Origin of the sequence: Variovorax humicola (assembly GCF_037889915.1) — a bacterium.
Classification (GTDB): Bacteria; Pseudomonadota; Gammaproteobacteria; order Burkholderiales; family Burkholderiaceae_C; genus Variovorax; species Variovorax humicola.
The window spans coordinates 19,726-38,171 of sequence record NZ_JBBKZV010000034.1; the positions used below are offsets into that span (position 1 = coordinate 19,726).

Annotated in this window: 16 protein-coding genes and 1 pseudogene; 7 read left to right on the forward strand and 10 right to left on the reverse strand. The window is 65.1% G+C overall.

Annotation, left to right across the window (positions count from 1 at the left end; all coding sequences use genetic code 11):
* Window positions 1-5 precede the first annotated feature (5 nt).
* The 3 genes and pseudogenes from WKW80_RS31200 to WKW80_RS37500 all read left to right on the forward strand — a co-directional run bounded on the left by WKW80_RS31200 (window position 6) and on the right by WKW80_RS37500 (window position 2,864).
* Window positions 6-770, forward strand: coding sequence for a class I SAM-dependent methyltransferase (locus tag WKW80_RS31200; RefSeq protein ID WP_340367474.1), 765 nt, complete (start codon window positions 6-8; stop codon window positions 768-770).
* Between the two features lie 1,278 nt (window positions 771-2,048).
* Window positions 2,049-2,180: pseudogene (locus WKW80_RS37495) on the forward strand (helix-turn-helix transcriptional regulator); the annotation flags it as partial.
* Between the two features lie 396 nt (window positions 2,181-2,576).
* Complete coding sequence (locus WKW80_RS37500) at window positions 2,577-2,864, forward strand: hypothetical protein (RefSeq protein WP_422823000.1); 288 nt, start codon at window positions 2,577-2,579, stop codon at window positions 2,862-2,864.
* A gap of 57 nt (window positions 2,865-2,921) precedes the next feature.
* Here WKW80_RS37500 and WKW80_RS31205 read toward each other — a convergent pair whose 3' ends face one another.
* Both WKW80_RS31205 and WKW80_RS31210 read right to left on the reverse strand, forming a co-directional pair.
* Window positions 2,922-3,089 carry a hypothetical protein gene (locus WKW80_RS31205; RefSeq protein WP_340367475.1) on the reverse strand — a complete coding sequence of 56 codons (168 nt, stop codon included), beginning with the start codon at window positions 3,087-3,089 and terminating at the stop codon, window positions 2,922-2,924.
* Window positions 3,090-3,157: 68 nt separating this feature from the next.
* Window positions 3,158-3,538: a hypothetical protein gene (locus WKW80_RS31210; protein ID WP_340367476.1), complete on the reverse strand. Its 381-nt coding sequence runs from the start codon at window positions 3,536-3,538 to the stop codon at window positions 3,158-3,160.
* Window positions 3,539-3,602: 64 nt separating this feature from the next.
* On the opposite strand from WKW80_RS31210, the gene WKW80_RS31215 reads away from it, so the two are divergent.
* Window positions 3,603-4,283 carry a methyltransferase domain-containing protein gene (locus tag WKW80_RS31215; RefSeq protein WP_340367477.1) on the forward strand — a complete coding sequence of 227 codons (681 nt, stop codon included), beginning with the start codon at window positions 3,603-3,605 and terminating at the stop codon, window positions 4,281-4,283.
* Window positions 4,284-4,551: 268 nt separating this feature from the next.
* Here the strand turns inward: WKW80_RS31215 and WKW80_RS31220 are convergent, their stop codons facing one another.
* The 8 genes from WKW80_RS31220 to WKW80_RS31255 all read right to left on the reverse strand — a co-directional run bounded on the left by WKW80_RS31220 (window position 4,552) and on the right by WKW80_RS31255 (window position 15,283).
* Complete coding sequence (locus tag WKW80_RS31220) at window positions 4,552-5,910, reverse strand: carbohydrate porin (RefSeq protein ID WP_340367479.1); 1,359 nt, start codon at window positions 5,908-5,910, stop codon at window positions 4,552-4,554.
* 129 nt (window positions 5,911-6,039) lie between these two features.
* Window positions 6,040-6,882 (reverse strand): 5-deoxy-glucuronate isomerase, encoded by an 843-nt coding sequence (gene iolB, locus WKW80_RS31225; RefSeq protein WP_340367480.1) that lies wholly within the window; start codon window positions 6,880-6,882, stop codon window positions 6,040-6,042.
* A 1-nt stretch (window position 6,883) separates the two neighbouring features.
* Window positions 6,884-7,816, reverse strand: coding sequence for a myo-inosose-2 dehydratase (gene iolE, locus WKW80_RS31230; protein WP_340367481.1), 933 nt, complete (start codon window positions 7,814-7,816; stop codon window positions 6,884-6,886).
* A gap of 26 nt (window positions 7,817-7,842) precedes the next feature.
* Window positions 7,843-9,705, reverse strand: coding sequence for a 3D-(3,5/4)-trihydroxycyclohexane-1,2-dione acylhydrolase (decyclizing) (gene iolD, locus WKW80_RS31235; RefSeq protein ID WP_340367482.1), 1,863 nt, complete (start codon window positions 9,703-9,705; stop codon window positions 7,843-7,845).
* Complete coding sequence (locus WKW80_RS31240) at window positions 9,702-11,645, reverse strand: bifunctional 5-dehydro-2-deoxygluconokinase/5-dehydro-2-deoxyphosphogluconate aldolase (protein WP_340367483.1); 1,944 nt, start codon at window positions 11,643-11,645, stop codon at window positions 9,702-9,704. The genes iolD and WKW80_RS31240 overlap by 4 nt, the downstream gene beginning before the upstream one ends.
* 32 nt (window positions 11,646-11,677) lie before the next feature.
* Entirely contained in the window at window positions 11,678-12,691 is a 1,014-nt protein-coding gene (locus WKW80_RS31245) for an ABC transporter permease (protein WP_340367484.1), read from the reverse strand.
* 61 nt (window positions 12,692-12,752) lie between these two features.
* On the reverse strand, window positions 12,753-14,300 hold the full coding sequence (locus WKW80_RS31250; RefSeq protein WP_340367485.1) for a sugar ABC transporter ATP-binding protein: 1,548 nt from the start codon (window positions 14,298-14,300) through the stop codon (window positions 12,753-12,755).
* Window positions 14,300-15,283: a sugar ABC transporter substrate-binding protein gene (locus tag WKW80_RS31255; RefSeq protein ID WP_340367486.1), complete on the reverse strand. Its 984-nt coding sequence runs from the start codon at window positions 15,281-15,283 to the stop codon at window positions 14,300-14,302. Before WKW80_RS31255 ends, WKW80_RS31250 begins: the two co-directional genes overlap by 1 nt.
* 159 nt (window positions 15,284-15,442) lie before the next feature.
* On the opposite strand from WKW80_RS31255, the gene iolG reads away from it, so the two are divergent.
* The 3 genes from iolG to WKW80_RS31270 all read left to right on the forward strand — a co-directional run bounded on the left by iolG (window position 15,443) and on the right by WKW80_RS31270 (window position 18,442).
* Window positions 15,443-16,447: an inositol 2-dehydrogenase gene (gene iolG, locus WKW80_RS31260; RefSeq protein ID WP_340367487.1), complete on the forward strand. Its 1,005-nt coding sequence runs from the start codon at window positions 15,443-15,445 to the stop codon at window positions 16,445-16,447.
* 13 nt (window positions 16,448-16,460) lie between these two features.
* Complete coding sequence (locus tag WKW80_RS31265) at window positions 16,461-17,498, forward strand: Gfo/Idh/MocA family oxidoreductase (RefSeq protein ID WP_340367488.1); 1,038 nt, start codon at window positions 16,461-16,463, stop codon at window positions 17,496-17,498.
* 68 nt (window positions 17,499-17,566) lie between these two features.
* Window positions 17,567-18,442, forward strand: a complete 876-nt coding sequence (locus WKW80_RS31270; RefSeq protein WP_340367489.1) for a MurR/RpiR family transcriptional regulator — start codon at window positions 17,567-17,569, stop codon at window positions 18,440-18,442.
* Window positions 18,443-18,446 lie beyond the last annotated feature (4 nt).

The window sequence follows — 18,446 nt, forward strand, 5'->3', positions numbered from 1 at the left end:
GCCATATGGGTTTCTTGAAAAGGCTGTTAGAACATCCACTGACAGCTGGCTTATCCGTTGACGATCCCAGGACAACTCTTTTAAGGCGCGACATTATCAAGCAAAAGCCATTTTTGTCTTTGCTGTATGAGGAGTGGTACGCACGCATCTTAAACGCTCTGCCGGAGAGGAAGCGCGTTCTGGAACTGGGATCTGGCGCTGGATTCATGGCGGAATATTGTCCGGATCTAATCACCAGCGAGATACTTGAAACTCCAGGTGTACGAATCGTGGCAGATGCCTGCCAACTGCCTTTTCAAAATGGCTCATTGGACGCAATCGTCATGACCGACGTATTGCATCATATTCCGAACGTGGAAAATTTCTTTCGTGAGGCAATTCGGTGCATCCATCCTGGTGGAAAGATTGTGATGATTGAGCCATGGAAGACTTCATGGTCAAGCTGGGTTTATACCCATCTTCATTCCGAACCGTTTCTCCCTGAAGCGGATTGGACAATCCCGAGCACGGGCCCGCTTTCTGGCGCAAATGGGGCTTTACCTTGGATTGTTTTTGAACGCGATCGCTCAACTTTCGAAGCAATGTTTCCGGAATGGCAGATCAACCGTATCGAGCCAACGATGCCTCTCGCATATCTACTTTCCGGCGGCGTATCCATGCGCGGATTCATGCCCGGATGGATGTATCGTCCCATAAGGAGACTTGAAAAACTTTACCCCGAAAATGCTTGGGCAATGTTTGCCTTGATTGAACTTGAGCGGAGAGAATAGATGACTACGCTTTCCAACTCGGTTGGTTTCCGCATCGTTAGACAACTGTCTTCAATTGGTTTAAGTCGGCTTTCGCGATTTCAGTTGTTTTTCTTCTATTTTCTGGAGCTCTAGACGAAAGATGGCACTGGCTGATGTTCGCTTTTCTGTTCATGCTGCCAACTTACCTTATTGTTTCCTGCCGTTTGCTGATCGAATGAGAAGTCAGCAGATATGTGATTCGTTTTTTCTGGCATTTCGCTGGACGAATGATTGGCTCTTTTTTCGATCTGGCAATGCCTAGTTCAAGTGGGGGTGACTTGATTAAGGTTGCCTATGTTATAAAGCATACCCAAGTCGGGAAGCGAATGTGGTTTGTGTCCCTTTGACCGCATTCTGGGATTGCTGGGGCTATTTTTGTTGGCAGCTATTGTGGCCATAACCGGCTGGAATGTCGTGCAGAATTCGCAGGGCTCCCCGATTCTATTGGTAACTTCTCTCGGTTAATTGCCGGGATATTGCTTGCGTTTAGAGTCCTAGGGGCTCGGTTTCTGATAATCCATCCTGGACTGAATCAGCTTGCAAGTCAAAACGTGCGGGGTGGCCGCATTAAGCAATTTGCTGCAACCTTTAACCATCCACGTGAGCGCCCTAGTTATCTTGGCCAGGCATTGACGCTGTCCATTATCAATCAATGCTTTTGGTGCGCCTCATTGTTTTGCACCGGTCGTGCGTTGAATAGTGAAGTCTCGTTTGTTCGAGGCGTTGAATTTCCGATTGCAACATTTGGGAGTCTTCGGAATTGCAGGAGGCTTCAGGGTTGGAACGGCTGGCTTCGATCTGATTCTTTCCCATTGGATGGGTATTGCAAATGGCGCTCTTATTGTTGTTTTACAGACGCTGGCTGCATTTTCCAGACTTTGAGGCTTACCCTTCTATATGACGAATTCTGGTCGCGGTGAACTAGCATTGACGTGTCCCCCGAATTCAGGGGCAGTTTGATACTAGAGGTAACCTTTCTCGGCCGGGCTCCAAGGGCTGAAAGGGAGAAGTAAATGAAGAATAGAATCTCGTAAGGTCCGATTGCATTCGCAACCGTGCACCTGCCGTCACATTTGACGTCATGCTGGCCGAACAACTCGCCGCTTTTCGCCAAGGCACATTGGAACCCGTCGCATGGTCTGGGGCCATCTTCGTGAGTCGGTGGTCACTGCAAAGAAAACTCAGTGACGAGGGCTTGACCTAAAGCGGCTTGCTTGACCAGACACGCGTCGATCTGGCCCAGCGCTATCTGAAGGACCGAAACTATCCGTGACGGAGATCACCTTCCTGCTCGGCTTCTCCGAGCAGCGCGCGTTCACGCGGGCTTTCAGGCGTTGGAGTGGCACGGCACCGATGGCTCACGGCGCCCGAAACCAAATGGTCAATTGAATTGGCGCAGTGGCGGGTAGTCCGATTGCCTGAACTGAGTTAGCGTTCAATTGACAAAGCTGATGCCACCATTTTTCCGTCATGGCTCCTTTAGGCCACTAACTCGAGATTCCCTAAGCGCGAAGCGAGTTTGCCTTTGCACCACAACGACTTGGCGTGAGATCGGGGGGCCGGCTGCTGTCTACAACTGAATCTGCTGGATGAAGTCGAGCGCCGGCTGCTGCTTCGCGTTGGGCGTGGTGAGGACCTGGAAGGTGGGGCGCCGGGACCGGCTTGCGGGGCTCGGCAGGTATTGCGCACGATGGTTGCGAGCTCGGCCATCAGGGCCAAGAACAAGAAGCTGTGCACGGGGTGCCATCGTCCAGGGTGTGACGGGCTGCCTTGACCAGCGCCGCCTTGGAGCGCTGTGCCGGCGTCACGGGGTCGCGCTTAGCCGGAGAGCGCGTCAATCAAGGTGAGAATTCAGCAGGGTGGGAGGCTGGCGGGCGATCGAAGCGCGCCTTCGCCGTCGACCAGGTCGATGCGAAGGGTGCCTTCGATGAGCACAAGGTGTTGTTGGGCTTCATGAACCGGCAGGAGGCGAGGGCAGGGTACGCGAAGCATTTCCCGCCCGGCTTCAATCAAGGTCGGCCCGATCAAGGAGCTGTCAACCAACAAGCTGCACGAGTGGCTGGACGCCGATGACCTGACGAAGCCCGTGAACCGGCTTCTAAGTCGCGCAAGCTAGGGAATCCGCTGTCCTCAGATGGCGAAGTATGCCTGGGCCACGAGGAGGAGGAGGGTGAAGATGGTCATCCCGATCCACGTCATGCGCCACTCCATGTCTTCCGCCGACAGGTGACGCTGATCCTCCGAAGTCAGCAACTGTTCCAATTCCTTCGCGGTGAAGTATCTCGAATCTTTTGCCATGCTCTGACTGTAGTGACCCTGCAGGATTCGATCGATACCCTGTTCGGTATGGGATCGCCGCTGATTGGTCAGGTCGGCATAAGAGAATCGAGGTAATCTGCGTCGCGACAGCCATACAGCGTTGGTAGAGGATGCTTCTGCAACCGCCATGGTTCTGGCGGTTCCTCGAGCTGGAGGCTGTCGCGAATTTCTGCCGTGTCGATGCCTTGCCAGCGTGCCGCTCCCAGTCCGTCGATCAGCATGCCGCCCTTGGCGATCTTCGTGACGCGCGCACTGCACAGCTCATCTTTCGCCGGACCACTCTCGCGCGGGTCGAAGAACTGGGCCCAACCCTCATTCATTCCGTGAATTCGCTCGAGGATCACCACCCCGGCTCCGGGGCGCGCCTTCACCTCCTCGACGGGTAGCTTCTCGCCCCAGCGGCGCAATCGGTAGACGACGCAAAACACTGGATAAGCCTACAGCTTCAGCCGCATGTGTAGCTGTCGGCCATCCCCTCTTGACTCCAATGAAATGGCCGAGCCGGTACATTGCGGGCATCTTCATCGCGAAGGCATCAAGCAGGCGGTTCGCATGCAGTCCAAGGAGCACTGGGAAGGGATCTACTCGACAAGGCCGGCGACCGGTGTCAGCTGGTTTCAGGAGCACGCGCGTCAGTCCGTGCAACTCATTCAGGACACTGGGGCCGCGAGCGATGCAGGCATCATCGACGTTGGTGGAGGCGCCTCGACACTGGTCGATGACCTCCTCGACGAGGGCTACTCGAGTCTCACCGTGCTCGACTTGTCCGAGTCGGCGCTGATGACGGCCAGAATGCGGCTGGGTGTGCGTGCGGGGGACGTCAACTGGCTTGCTGGCGACATCACGCGGATAGAGCTTCCGGAGCACGCCTACGCTGTGTGGCATGACAGGGCCGTCTTCCACTTCCACACGACTCGCGAGGAGCGCGAGGCCTATGTCCGGGCGGTGCTGCATGCCGTCAAGCCGGGCGGCTACGTCATCGTGGCGACGTTTGCCGAGGACGGTCCGGAAAAGTGCAGCGGGCTGCCGGTGATGCGCTACAGCCCGCACGGGCTACATGCCGAGTTCGGGGTTCCATTCACGCTCCTGAAGCAGGAGCGCGAGGAACACCACACACCGTTTGGAACCGTTCAAATGTTCATCTATTGCCTGTGCCGAAGGGAACCGAACTGAGCGGATGCCGTCGACCACCCCCAACGCCACAGTAGCGCGACGCCGATGTAGCCGCCTCGGTAAGACCCGTAGAGGGCACTGGCATCACCACCTGGCTTCGGCGCGGACGCCTAGAGGCTCTCGCCTATTCGGTGTCTCTCATCGTGATTGGTGTCGAGCCCGACCTGATGTGCCTGCTGGTTCCTTGTATGTATGCCAGGACCGCGTTGCAGTTTTTTGTCAATCGGCACGCCTGTTCAACCGAACAAACAAGCATGGAGCCTGCGATTCACTCCCACCATGCTTCCATCTGGAGGCCGAAGGTGGTCGCGTTCATGCGCCCATTGGCCCCGAAGCTGGTGGCGTTGGCGTCACCCGCAGCCTTGTTCCAGCTCGCACGCGTGGCGTAGATCCGGAACTCCGGCCGAGTCCAGAAATCGGTGTTGGGCGAGAACGCCACCGCGATCGTGCCCTTGTTCAGCGTCTGGCGCGGCTGGTCGTCGGTACTGCGGCGCGTGGTCGAGAGCTCGGTCAGGAGCTTGGTGTACTTGGCAATGCCGTAGGAGAGCCGCCCGCCCAGCGAGAAGTCCTTGGTCTCCGGGCCGTTGTCCGGGCGCGTGGTCTGGTAGCCGATCAGGCCCTGGCCACCGAAGCGCCCGAACTGGAAGTCCATCGAATCCAGGATGCGCCGCTGCCTGGCACCCGCCTGCGGCGTGATCACCGTGCGCTCCACCAGCGGCGCAAAGGGCAGCGTGTTCTCCAAGCCGAAGCCCGGCGGCAGCAAGAGACCCGTGGTCGTCGTGCCGTTGTCCAGGTTGTAGAACTTGCCACTGAGCGAGGCATGGCCGCTGGAACCCTGTGCGATGAAAACGTTGTTCAGGCCCTGCGCCAGGAAGTTCTTCTGGAGGTGCATGAGTCCCAGCGCCCCGCCGTCGCGCCCCTGGGCGAAGTCGCCCGAGATCAACCCGCCCGTCACCACCAGCTTGCCGCCCGGGTTGGTGGGGATGTCGCGCCACTGCACGTTGATGCGCTTGGCGTTGTTGGGGTTGCCGCCCTGGTTGTCCACCGAGTCTGCGGTGTGCAGGGCCATGTTCAGGCGTCCCAGGCCCCACAGCGGGATGTCGTCGATGCCGGCGCCGTAGTTGTCGCCGTCCTCCACCACCCACTTGTCCACGATGTGCACGTCCTGGATGCGGCGGTAGCGCTGGCCGGCCCAGAGGGTTGCGGCGTTGCCGAAGATGCCGGCCAGGGAGAAGTAGGCCTGCGCGGTGCCGCCCTTGCCGTTGTAGATGGTGGGCATGTAGAACACGCCCCACTTGATGCCCTCGCCCAGGTCGAACTTCTTGCCGATGCCGAACTCCAGGTCGTTGTCGCCTTCGTTGCCCAGGCGGTACTTCTGCAGGTCTCCGCCCAGGGTGTAGCCGCCCTTGAGCTTGCCCGTGCCGGCGCTGTAGAAGCCGCCGCGGCCGTAGCCCCAGAACTCCAGGCCGGTGGCGTCGTTGATCTTCTTGACGAACTCCTTGGTGGGGTCCTTGGCTTCGGCCTGCGGGGGTTCGTCGGATTGCGGGTCCTGGGCTTGCGCCTGGAGGCACAGGCCGGCCGACAGCATCAGGATGGCGGCAGACAGGCGGTTCGGTCTTGTTCTCATGAAAGTCTCCTCTGTTTTCTTGTTGGTTGTGGAAGGGAAGGCACGCGATGTCTTCAGGCAAAGGCATCCCCCACCGGCCGTCTGGCCGATGCGGTGCGATGCAATTGCAGAAGGGGGAGGGAGGGGCAGCTAGCTGCGCTTGGCCGCCAGCCGGTCCTGTGCGTCCGGCTGCAGCATCCACTCGTGCGCCGGATCGTTCTTGAACGCCCAGTAACGGCCGGGGCCGGCCATCACGTTGAGGTAGTAGAGGTCGTAGCCGTGCGGCGCCACCACCGGGTGGTAGCCGCGCGGCACCATCACCGTGTCGTGGTTCTCCACGGCCATGGACTCATCGAGGCTGCGGTCGTCGGTGTAGACGCGCTGGAAGGCAAAGCCCTGCGGCGGGTTCAGCCGGTGGTAGTAGGTTTCCTCGAGCATCGTTTCCTCGGGCAGCGCATCGCGCTCGTGCTTGTGCGGCGGATAGCTGGAGGCGTTGCCCGCGGGCGTGAGCACCTCCACCACCAGGAGGTGCGCGGCGCGCGGATCGTCGTGCGGCAGGATGTCGCAGACGTGGCGCGTGTTGCTGCCCTTGCCGCGCACCGAGCGCTTCATCGCGGCCGCATCGATCACGAACGCTTCGCGCTTCTGGCGGCCCGCCGGCGCGGTGCACAGCGCCACCTCGGCATCGCGGCTGGCCTGGATGCCGACGGCGGCGTGGCCCGGCACATAGACCGCGGCGGGAGAGACGGGGTCGAACACGCTGCCGCGCGTGCCCAACTGCGTGTAGCGCCGGCCGTCCACTTCGACGTCGACCGTGCCGGTCAGCACGACGATGCAGAGTTCGCGGTCTCGGGTGGAAAGGGATTCCGTCTCGCCTTTCTTCAGGCGCAGCACCTTGAAGCCGACGTGCGCCCAGCCGGCGCGCTCGGGCGTCACATCGACCACGGTGCGGCCTTCCGCCGTGGCCTTCACGAGGAGGGGGCTGAGTGCCATGTCAGTGCACCTCCGCCTGCGCCTGCGTCGCGGCCATCTTGTCGACGATGCCGCGCAGGGTCTCGTAGCCCTTCTTCGCGCAGGCATAGCTGGGTGCGACCGTTGGGTCCTGTTCGGCCTCGACCACGAGCCAGCCTTCGTAGCCGGCTTCGCGCAGCACCGAGAGCACGGCTTCGAAATCGAGATCGCCGTCGCCCGGCACGGTGAAGGTGCCGTTGAGCACGCCGTCCAGGAACGACAGGCCCTCGTTGCGCGTCTGGCGGATCACGCCGGCGCGCACGTCCTTGCAATGCACGTGTGCCACGCGATGCACGTGCTTGCGCAGCAGCGCCACCGGGTCGTCCGCGCCGCCGTAGTAGGCATGGCCGGTGTCGAAGAGCAGCGACACGCAGGCCGGATCGGTCAGCGCCATCAACTGGTCGACATCCTGCGGCGATTCGACATACGCGCCCATGTGGTGGTGATAGGCGAGGGTGATGCCGTACTTCGCCTTCAGGTGTTCGCCGAATGCGTTCAGGCGCGCGGCGTAGGCGGCCCATTGCGCCTCGCCCGCAAAGCGCGGGCGCTTGGACAGCGGCGTGTCCATGCGGCCCTGGATGGAGCCGGTGACCTCGCCATAGACCACGACCTTGCAGCCGTTGAAGCGCAGCTTTTCCATGTGGGCGGCGCCGCGGTCGATCTCCGCATCGACCGTGTCCCCGGCCAGGTGGCCGGAGTACCAGCCCGAGACGCAGGCCAGCCCGTATTCGGCCAGCGTCGCCTTCAGCGCCGCGGGCTCGGTCGGGAATTTGTTGCCGAGTTCGAAGCCGGCGTAGCCGATCTCCGCGCCCTCGCGCAGCGCGGTGGACAGCGGCGTCGCACCGCCGAGGGCGGGCAGGTCGTCGTTCATCCACGAGAGGGGGTTGATGCCGAGGCGGACGTTCCAGGTGTTCATGGCGTGGTTTTCTCCCGCGACCGGGTTCACAGTTTCTGATCTCGTTTGGCGGCTTCGTAGCGCGCGCGGGCTTCGTTGACTTCGGCGCGCGCCGAGACTTCGGGAATCGCCACCTCCCACCAGCAGCCGCCGTCGGCGGTGGTGCGTTCGGCGGTGGTGTCGATCACGATCACCTGCGTGCCGTGGGCGGCGCGGGCGGCGCGAAGGGCTTCGCGAAGACCGGCGATGTTTTCCACATGCACCGCCCCTGCGCCCATGCTGCGGGCGTGCCCCGCGAAGTCGATGGCCGAGGCGTTGCCGCCTTCGGGAACGCAGTCGTCCAGCATGTTGTTGAACTGCGGCGATCCGCTCGCGCGCTGCAGGCGGTGGATGCAGCCGTAGCCCCGGTTGTCGAGCACCACCACGATCAGCTTGCGGCCCAGCAGCACCGAGGTGGCGATCTCCGAATTCATCATCATGTAGGAGCCGTCGCCCACCATGACGATCACTTCCTTCTCGGGCCGCGCGAGCTTCACGCCCAGTCCGCCCGCGATCTCGTAGCCCATGGTGGAGTAGCCGTACTCCATGTGATAGCCGCCGGGCGCGCCCGCGCGCCAGAGCTTGTGCAGCTCGGCGGGCAGCGTGCCGGCGGCGCACACGACGATGTCGTTGGCCGGCGAATCGGCTGCCGAATCGCGCACCGCACCGATCACCTCGGCGTCGTAGGGCAGTTCGCCCTGCGGCGGTGTCGTGGTCAGCTCGGTCACGCGCGCCACCCAGCTGGCCGCGAGGTCGCGGGTGCGCGCGGTCCATTGCGGTGCCGCATGCCAGCCGGCCAGCACGTCCTGCAACTGTTCGAGGCCGGCGCGCGCATCGGCCACGAGCGAGGTGCAGCCGCGCTTGGTGGCGTCGAAGGCCTGCACGTTCAGGCTCAGCATCGCCACGTGGCCCAGCAGGCTGTTCGAGCCGGTGGTGAAGTCCTGCAGCCGCGTGCCGACGGCGAACACCAGGTCGGCCTCGCGCGCCAGGGCGTTGGCTGCCGGCGAGCCGGTCACGCCGATGGCGCCGAGGTTGAGCGGATGATCCCAGTGCATGCTGCCCTTGCCGGCCTGTGTCTCGGCCACGGGCACGCCGTGGGCCTCGGCGAAGGCGCGCAGTGCGTCCCAGGCCTGGCTGTAGAGCACGCCGCCGCCTACGACGAGCAAGGGCCGCTCCGCGGCGCGCAGCAGATGGGTGGCACGCGCCAGTTCGCCGTGATCGGCCGGCGTGCGCCGGAACCGCAGCGTCTCGGGGTGCAGGAAATGCTCGGGGCAGTCGAAGGCCTCGGTCTGCACGTCCTGCGGCAGCGACAGGCACACCGGGCCGCACTGCGCAGGGTCGGTCAGGGTCTGGATGGCGCGGGGCAGCGCCGAGAGGATCTGCTCGGGCCGCACGATGCGGTCGAAGTAGCGCGTCACCGGGCGCAGGCACTCGTTGACGCTCAGGTCGCCGCTCCCGAAGTCCTCCAGTTGCTGCAGCACCGGGTCCGGTGCGCGCGAGGCGAAGACATCGCCGGGGAGCAGCAGCACCGGCAGCCGGTTGACGTGGGCCAGCGCGGCGGCGGTGACGAGGTTGGTCGCACCAGGGCCGATGGAGGTGGTGACCGCCATGATCCGCTGGCGGAACTGCGTCTTGGCGTAGGCCACCGCGGCGTTGGCCATGCCCTGTTCGTTGTGGGCGCGCAAGGTCGGCAGGGCATGGCGCTCGGCGGCCAGCGCTTCGCCCAGTCCGGCCACGTTGCCGTGCCCGAAGATGGAGAACACGCCGCCGACATAGGGCGCGAGCGTGCCGTCGGTCATCTCGACGCGCAGCGCCGCCAGGTGGCGCACCAGCGCCTGTGCCATCGTGATGCGTTGGGTCTTGTTCGTCATGGATGCGATCCGTCCCATGCCTCGACCAGTTCGGCAAAGTGGCCCGCCACCTCGCCGACCAGCGCCTCGTCGTCAATCTCCTGACGCAGCCACCGCAGGCCCGGTACGACCCACAGCGTGCGCCCGACCATGAAGCCCTTGACGATCGGGTTGGTGGCGGCGGCAAAGCCCCGCACCAACTGGGCAAGGGGCTGATTGAGCCCGAGGATCACCACGCCGCGGCACTGGGGATCGCGCTCGGCGACCAGTTGCGCCAACCGGTCCCACGCGGCCGGCGCCATCGGCGAGAGCTTCCACCATTCGGGCCGGAAGCCCAGGTTGTAGAGGCGCTCGACGGAGCGCAGCACCACCGCGTCGCGAGCGTTGTCGGTGTCTTCGGCGGGCAGCTTGTCCGCGGGCGGAATCAGTTCGAGCAGCAGCTCGTGGCCGCTCGCGCGGGTGGCCTCCCACAGCTCGCCCAAGCGGGATTCCTGCTCCAGGCGCAAGGGCGCCGGGTCGTCGGGGTGGTAGTAGACGAGGCACTTTACTGTCTGCTCGATGGGCCACTGCGCCAGTTGCGAGCCGATGGACAGGGTGCCGTCGAAGCGCAACGGGCGCGACAGCGGCAGCTCCACCGGCCGCCCCACCCACCAGCCGCGCCCCGTGGCGGCGGCGAGCGCATCGCTGCCGTAGCTGCCGTCGATCAGCACGCCGACGCGCCCTTGCAGCGCGTGGCTTTGCTCGACGCGGGCCGTGGCGTCGACCAGCAACTGCTTGAGCCGCGGCAGGCGCGATTCGTCGGTGCCGGCTTCGCGCGCCAGTTCGGCAAACTGCGCGCGGTGGTCGAAGGCCAGCACGGCCGGCGAAGGCCACTGCGCACGCGCGGCGGTGGTGCGGTGCAGGTGGGCGAGCCGCGTGTCGGCATCGACCTTGGGGTTGCGGCTGCCGCCGAACCAGTGGTCCAGCTCGGCCGGCGTCGGCATCGCGGCCGAGCAGGCGTGGCGCGAGACGACGATCGCGCCGCAGGCGTTGGCCAGCCGCGCCGCCGCTTCGAAGCCCTGGCCGCGCAAGAGGCCCGCGAGCAGGCCGGCAGCGAACGCATCGCCCGCGCCGAGCACGTTGAGCACCTCGACACGTTCGCCGCGCACGGTGGGCGCGTCGTCGATGCGCCGGGGCACGGCGCCGGGAATGAAGCAGCAGCCGGCAGCACCGAGCTTGACCACCATGGCCGCGGCCGTCACGCCGCGCACCGCGCGCAGCGAGGCCATCAGGTCGCCGGGCACGCCGCCGGCGATGAGGAATTCTTCTTCCGTGCCGATCAGCAGGTCGAAGCGCGGCAGCATGGCCTGCAGCCGCCCGGTGACCGCCGCATCGGGCACGAAGCGGTTGGCGCCTTCGCCGCGCTGGGTGAGGCCCCACAGCACGGGGCGGTAGTCGATGTCGAGCACGCGCAGCACGCCGTGCCGGGCGGCGTGGTCGAGCGCGGCGACGGAGGCCGCCTGCACCGTCGGCGTGCTCAGGTGCGTGCCGGTGATCAGCAGCGCGCGGCATTGCGCGATGAAGTCGCCGTCGATCCTCGCGGCGTCCAGCGCCATGTCGGCGCAGTTCTCGCGGTAGAAGAGCAGGGGAAAGGTGTCGCGGTCCTTGATGCCGAGGAGCACCAGCGCAGTGAGGCGCTGCGCATCGACCTGGACCTGCGAGACGTCGCAGCCTTCGCGCTGCAGCGCCTCGACCAGGAAGCGGCCCATTTGCTCATCGCCCACGCGCGAGATCATGGCCGCGCGCAGGCCCAGCCGGGCCGCACCGAATGCGATGTTGGCGGACGAGCCCCCCAGGTAGCGCGAGAAGCTGGTGGCGTCCTCGAGCCGGCTGCCGATCTGTTGTGCGTACAGGTCGACCGCAAGGCGGCCCAGGCACGCCAGGTCGTGGCGGCGTCCTTCGGGAATGTTCAGTGTGTGCATGCTTTTTTTTGTGGTTGTCTGTCTGCTGCCGTTCAGTGCTTGCCGCTGCAGCGGGACTTGGCGTAGGTGTCGAAGGCGACCGCGATGACGATGATCACGCCGATCACCACCTGCTGGTAGTAGGCCGAGACGTTCAGCATCACCAGCCCGTTGAGCAGCACGCCCAGCAGGATCGATCCGATGATCGTGCCGCCCACGCCGCCCAGCCCGCCGAAGAGGCTGGTGCCGCCGATGACCACGGCCGCGATCACGCGCAGCTCGTAGGAAATGCCGGCTACCGCCTCGGCGGAGCCCAGCCGCGCCGCCAGCAGGAAGCCGCTGAGGCCCGCCAGCAGGCCCACCACCACGTACACGCTGACGACGATGCGCTTCACGTCCAGGCCCGAGAGCCGTGCGGCCTCCGGGTTGCCGCCGACGGCGTAGATGGAGCGGCCATAGCGCGAATAGCGCAGCGTGATGCAGCCGGCTGCCGAGACCAGCGCGAACACGATCACCGGCACCGGAATGCCCAGCACGTCGCCGCGCCCCCACCAGCGAAAGCCTTCGTCGAAGCCGCTGATCGGGCCGCCATCGTTCAGGATCAGCGTGGCACCGCGCCAGATCGTCATGCCGCCCAGCGTGACGATGAAAGGCGGCACGTTGAGCTTGGTGATGGTCTTGCCGTGCAGGTAGCCCGCGGCCGTGCCGACCGCGCAGGCGACGACCAGCGCCACGAGCCAGCTCACCGGGAAGGTGTCGCCCAGCATCACCAAGACCGAGGCCGCGCACATGGCGGAGAACGCCAGCAGCGAGCCGACGGCCAGGTCCACGCCGCCCGTGAGAATCACGCAGGTCATACCGACCGCGATGATTCCGTAGATCGACACCTCGGTGAGGATGTTGGAGATGTTGCGCAGGGAGATGAAGCGCGGGTTCTGCGACGCGAAGAGCACGATCAGCAGCACCAGGAACAGCAGCACGCCGTACTTCTCGAGAAAGCCGATGAGGTCGTGCTTGCGCTCCTTGGGCCCCTTGGGGTTGGGCGCCGTGGCGGCGATGGAAGTCATGGTTGTCTCTCCTTATGGGGGCTTCTGTGCGCGTGTCTGGCGGAAGCCCGTGCGCTGCGGTTCAGGCCGCCAGGGCCAGCTCGGCCTCGGGCCGGGTGCCCAGCGCCATCAGGTTCATCAGTCGTTCTTCGCTGGCTTCGCTGCCCGGCGTGGAGCCGGTGATGGCACCGTTCATGAAGGTCACGATGCGGTCGCTCACGGCCATGACCTCGGGAAGCTCGGACGAGATGACGATCACCGCCACGCCCTGCGCGGCCATGTCGAACAGCACCTGGTGCACTTCGGCCTTGGCGCCGACGTCGATGCCGCGCGTGGGCTCGTCCACGATCAGCACCTTGGGGTTCAGCGCCATGCAGCGCGCGAGCAGCACCTTCTGCTGGTTGCCGCCCGACAGGGTGCCGATGGCCGCCTTGTCGCTGGACATCTTGATCGAGAGCTTGCGGCGGTATTCCTCGATCATCCGGGTCTCGGCCGCTTCGTCGACGAACCACCGCATCTTGCTGAGGCGCCCGAGGTTGGGCAGCGTCATGTTGTGGCGGATCGAGTGCGAGAGAAAGCAGCCCTGTTGCTTGCGGTCTTCCGGCACGAGCACGATGCCCGCGTCGATGCCGTCCCGGGGCGAACGCAGCACCACCTGCTTGTCGAGCACGCGCACCGTGCCGCTGTCGCAGGGGTCGGCGCCGAAGATCACGCGCGCCATCTCGGTACGGCCCGCGCCGACGAGCCCGGCGAAGCCGACGATCTCGCCCGCGCGCACATGCACCGACATGTCGGAGAGCGAGGTCGCGCTGGTGCCCGAGACGGCCTTCAGGCGGCTCACGCCCTCGACCTTCAGCACCACTTCGCCCAGCACGCCGGACGCCCGGCGCTTCACGCCCACCACCTCGCGCCCGACCATGTGGCGCACCAGGTCGTTCACGGTGGCGTCGGCCACGGCGCCCGTCGTCACGTAGCGGCCGTCGCGGAACACCGTGAAGCGGTCGCAGATGGCCTTGACTTCGTTGAGCTTGTGCGAGACGTAGATGATGCCCAGGCCCCGCGATCTCAGGTCGCGGATGATGCCCAGCAACTGCGCGACCTCGCGCCCGCTCAGCGCGGCGGTCGGCTCGTCCATGACGATCAGCCGCGCCTTGACGGTCATGGCCTTGGCGATCTCGACCATCTGCTGCTTGGCGACGCTCAGCGAGCGCACCGCGTCGCGCGGATCGAGGTCGATGCCCAGGTCGCGAATGACCTTGCCCGCGTCTTCGTACAGCCGCGACCAGTGGATCAGCCCGTTGCGCAGCGGCTCGCGGCCGATGTACATGTTCTCGGCCACCGACAGCGCCGGCAGCAGGTTGAACTCCTGGTAGATCGTGACGATGCCGGTGCGCTGGCGCAGCATGGGCGTGTCGGCGGGCGAGAGCGCCTGGCCCTCGAACTCGATGGCGCCTTCGTCGGCCGGCTGCGCGCCCGCCAGGATCTTCAGCAGGGTCGACTTGCCCGCGCCGTTCTCGCCGAGCAGCGCGTGCACCTCGCCCGCGACCACGTCGAGCTGCACCCCGTCCAGCGCCTTGACGCCCGGAAAGGATTTGCGGATGCCCCTCGCCTTGAGCAACTGCGCGGCCATCACTTGAGCTCGCCGGACCGTGCAGCTTCGGAAAGGTTGCTCTTGGTGATGAGGATCGGCTCGATGCCGACCGACTTGATCTCGGTCTTGTTGCGGATGTTGGCCACCAGCAGTTGCAGCGCCGTGCGGATCTGCCTGCCCGGGCTTTGCTCGACCGTGAGCGCCATTTCGCCGTCGCGCACCTTCTTGAGCGCATCGGGCGACGCGTCGTAGCCCAGCACCTTGATGCGCTGCCTGGCAAGGCCCGCCGACTGGATCGCTTCCACGGCGCCGAGCGCCATGTCGTCGTTGGCGGACAGGATCACCTGCGGCGGCTTGCCCGCGAGCGAGGTGAGGATGTTCTGCGTCACCGTGAGGCCCTGGTCGCGCGCCCAGTTGGCGGTTTGCTCGGCCACGATCTTGTACTTGGGGCCAGCCTTGGCGAAGGCGTCGTGCACGCCCTTGGCGCGGTCGATGCCCGAGCTGCTGCCGGGCTGGCCGGTCAGGAAGACGATGCTGGCGCCGTCGGGGAAGTTCTTCACGACCCACTCGGCCATCATGCGGCCGCCCGCCACGTTGTCGGCGCCGACGTGGGGAATGGGGCTCTTCGCGCCGTCGACGCGGCGGTCGACCGTCACGACCGGGATCTTGTCACCGAGCACTTCGTTGAGCGCGGGCGTCATCGCCTTGGCGTCGGTCGGCGCGATGATGAGGCCGTCCACGCCCTGCGTGATGGCCACCGAAACATCGGAGGTCTGCTTGGGCGAACTCGCCTGGCCGTCGACCACGCTGAGCTTGACCTTGAGCTTCTTCGCCTCGTCCTGCAGTTCGCGGTTCATGAACACGAAGAACGGCTCGGCCATGTTGTGAAAGAGCGCGGCGATGCGCTCGTTGTCCGCCAGCGCGGGAGAGGAGGGTAGTGCGAGCGATGCGGCAGCCAGCGTGGCTGCGGCGAAGAGGGCTTTGCGAAGAGGCGTGCGAGGCGCCGGGTGTGCTTGGGCCATGAGTTGTCTCCCTGTTTTGTTGGAGACGATCTTATGAAAGTGGATTGATGATTGCAAATGATTTTCTATTTATTTAGTAAGTAGAAACACGGTTCTATTTCGAGGGGTGCGTCCGGACAATGAAGTTCCGCATCACTCGTTCCCGCCATCTCCGTGACCATGAAACAAGTAGCCGTCTTCGGCGCCGGCCGCATCGGCCAGATCCACGCTTCCAACCTTGCCTCGCTGCCCGGCGTGCAACTGCGCTACGTCAGCGATCCGGCATCGCAGAGCGCGGCGTCGCTCGCGCATGCGCTGGGCGCGCAGGTGGCTTCCATCGAAGAGGCACTGGCCGATCCGGCTGTCGATGCCGTCGTCATCGCTTCGCCGACCACCACGCACGGCGACCTCATCGTTCGCGCGGCGGCGGCCGGCAAGCAAATCTTTTGCGAGAAGCCGGTGGACCTGTCGGTGGCGCGCGCCGAGGCCTGCGCAGCGGCTGTGCGGCGGGCCGGCGTGGCCTGCATGATCGGTTTCCAGCGCCGCTTCGATCCGACCTTCAATGCGCTCAAGTCGCGCCTGGAGGACGGCGAAATCGGCGTGCCCGAGGTGCTGATCGTCACCAGCCGCGACCCCGGTGCGCCGCCCGTCGAATACCTGCGGCAGTCCGGCGGCATCTTTCGCGACATGCTGATCCACGACTTCGACGTGTTCCGCTGGATCCTTGCCGACGATGGGCGCGACGAAGCCGTGTGGCTGAGCGCCACCGGCTCGTGCCTCACCGACCCGGCCATTGCCCAGGCGGGTGACATCGACACGGCCATCGTGAGCATCCGCACGCGCTCGGGCCGGCTGTGCCAGATCAACGCCTCGCGGCGCGCGGCATACGGCTACGACCAGCGCTTCGAGGTGCTGGGTTTCAAGGGCCTGCTGGCGGCTGGCAACCACCGGCCGACGGAGGTGGTGCGAATGGATGCCGCCGGCGTCGAGGTCGACAACCCCGAAGCCTTCTTCCTGGAGCGCTATCGCGCCGCGTACCGGCTCGAGGTGACTCATTTCATCGAGCAGTTGCAAAGCGGCGGCGCATTCCGCACCTCGGTGCACGACGGCGTGGCCGCGCAGAAGCTGGCCGATGCGGCGGCGCTGTCTTTCGAGCGCGGCGAGCCCGTGACTTTCAGCGCGTGACCGCGGCATCTCGATGAGCAACACCACCTCCCGCACACCCCCGCTTCGCATCGGCATCGCCGGCCTGGGCCGGCTCGGACGGCGCCACGCCGAAAACCTCGCCTATCGCATCCGCAACGCACGCCTGGTCTGGGCCTGCAGCCCCGTTCGTTCGGAACTCGACGAGGCCCGCACCGAGCTGGGCATCGAGAAGACCACAAGCGACTTCGATCGCATGATCCACGCGCCGGATGTCGATGCGATCGTGCTGGTCACGCCCACCGCGCTGCATGCGCAGCAGGCCATCGCGGCGCTGAAGGCGGGCAAGCATGTCTTCGTGGAGAAACCGCTGGCGCTGGACGTGGCCGACTGCGAGCGCGTCGAGGCCGTGGCGGCGCGGCATCCGGACCGCGTGGCGATGGTCGGCTTCGTGCGCCGCTTCGATGCCAGCTACCGACGCGCGCACGACGACATGCGCCAGGGCGCGATCGGGCGGCCCTTTCTCGTGCGTTCGCAGACCTGCGACATGAACGATCCCTCGGGCTTCTTCGTGCGCTACGCGGCGCAGTCCGGCGGCATCTTCATGGACTGCAGCGTGCACGACATCGACCTGGCGCGCTGGATGCTCGGCAACCCGCGCGCGGTGCGCGCCTTCGCCACCGGCACCATCGCCATGCATCCCGGCCTTGCCGAGCATGCGGACGTGGACAACGGCTTGGCGATGGTTGATTTCGAAGGTGGCGGGCGCGCAGTGTTTTATGCCTCGCGCACCTTCGCGCACGGCCATGAAACGCAGACGGAGGTCATCGGCACCGGCGGCAAATTGCTGATTGGCCACGGCGCCGAGCGCGACCGCGTGGTCACCAGCGACAGCCACGGCGTGCGACATGCCTCGACGGCCGATTTCTTCGAGCGCTTCGGCGATGCCTTCGTGCACGAGATGAACGCCTTCGTCGCGGCATGCCGCGGCGAGGCGGCGCTCGACCTGGCGCTCTCCGACGCCACCGAGGCGACGCGCATCGGCCTGGCCATCACCCGGTCGCTGCGCAGCGGCCAGGTCGAGATGCTTTGAAGCGGGAGGTCAAAGGGCCGGGGAAGGCGGTGGGCCGAAACGTGAAGGCGTCTTGGTATCCTGACTCCATGACCACCGCAGCCCCCTCTGTGACCTCTGTCGAGCAGCTGCTCAAAGCCCTGGAGAGCGAATACAAGGGGCTGAGCAAGCAGCTCAAGCTGATCGGCAAATACATCGAGGCGCACCACGGACGCCTGGGCCTCGAAGGCATCCAGGACGTGGCCGCCGCCTGCGGCGTGCAGCCTTCGGCCGTGGTGCGTTTTGCCAAGCATTTCGGCTTCTCGGGGTTCACCGAGATGCAGAAGCTGTTTCGCGAAGCCATTGCCCAGCAACTGGCGCCGGACCGCAACTACCAGGCGCGCATCCGCGACGTGATCCAGGCTGGCGCGCCGCTGATCAGCGTCGACATCGCGCAGGAATTCCTGAAGGGCAGCATCGGCGGGATCCAGGAGCTCATCGACACCCTGGCGCAAAGCGAGCTGGACAAGGCGGTCGAACTGCTGGCCGAGGCGGAATCGATCTGGCTCCTTGGCATGCGCCGCTCGTTCCCGGTAGCGGCCTACCTGGACTACGCGCTGCAGCACACGGACAAGCGCATCCTGCTGGTCGATGGCATGGGCGGCATGCAGGAGGGTCAATTGCGTTCCCTGCGCCAGGGCGACGTGCTGCTGGCGGTTTCCTTTCCGCCCTATGCGCCGGAGACGCTGGACGTCCTGCGCAACGCGAGTGCGCGCGGGGCCCGCATCATCGCGATTACCGACAGTCGGTTGAGCCCGCTTTCTGAACTGGCCCAGGTCGCGCTGTTCGTGCAGGAGAGCACCACCTTCGGGTTTCGCTCGCTCACCAGCACGATCGGCTTGGCGCAGAGCCTCTTCATCGCCCTGGCCTACCGTCTGGAGTTGAAACGGGGGCCGGACGCCGAGCGCCTCGGCGCAGGGCACTGAACGC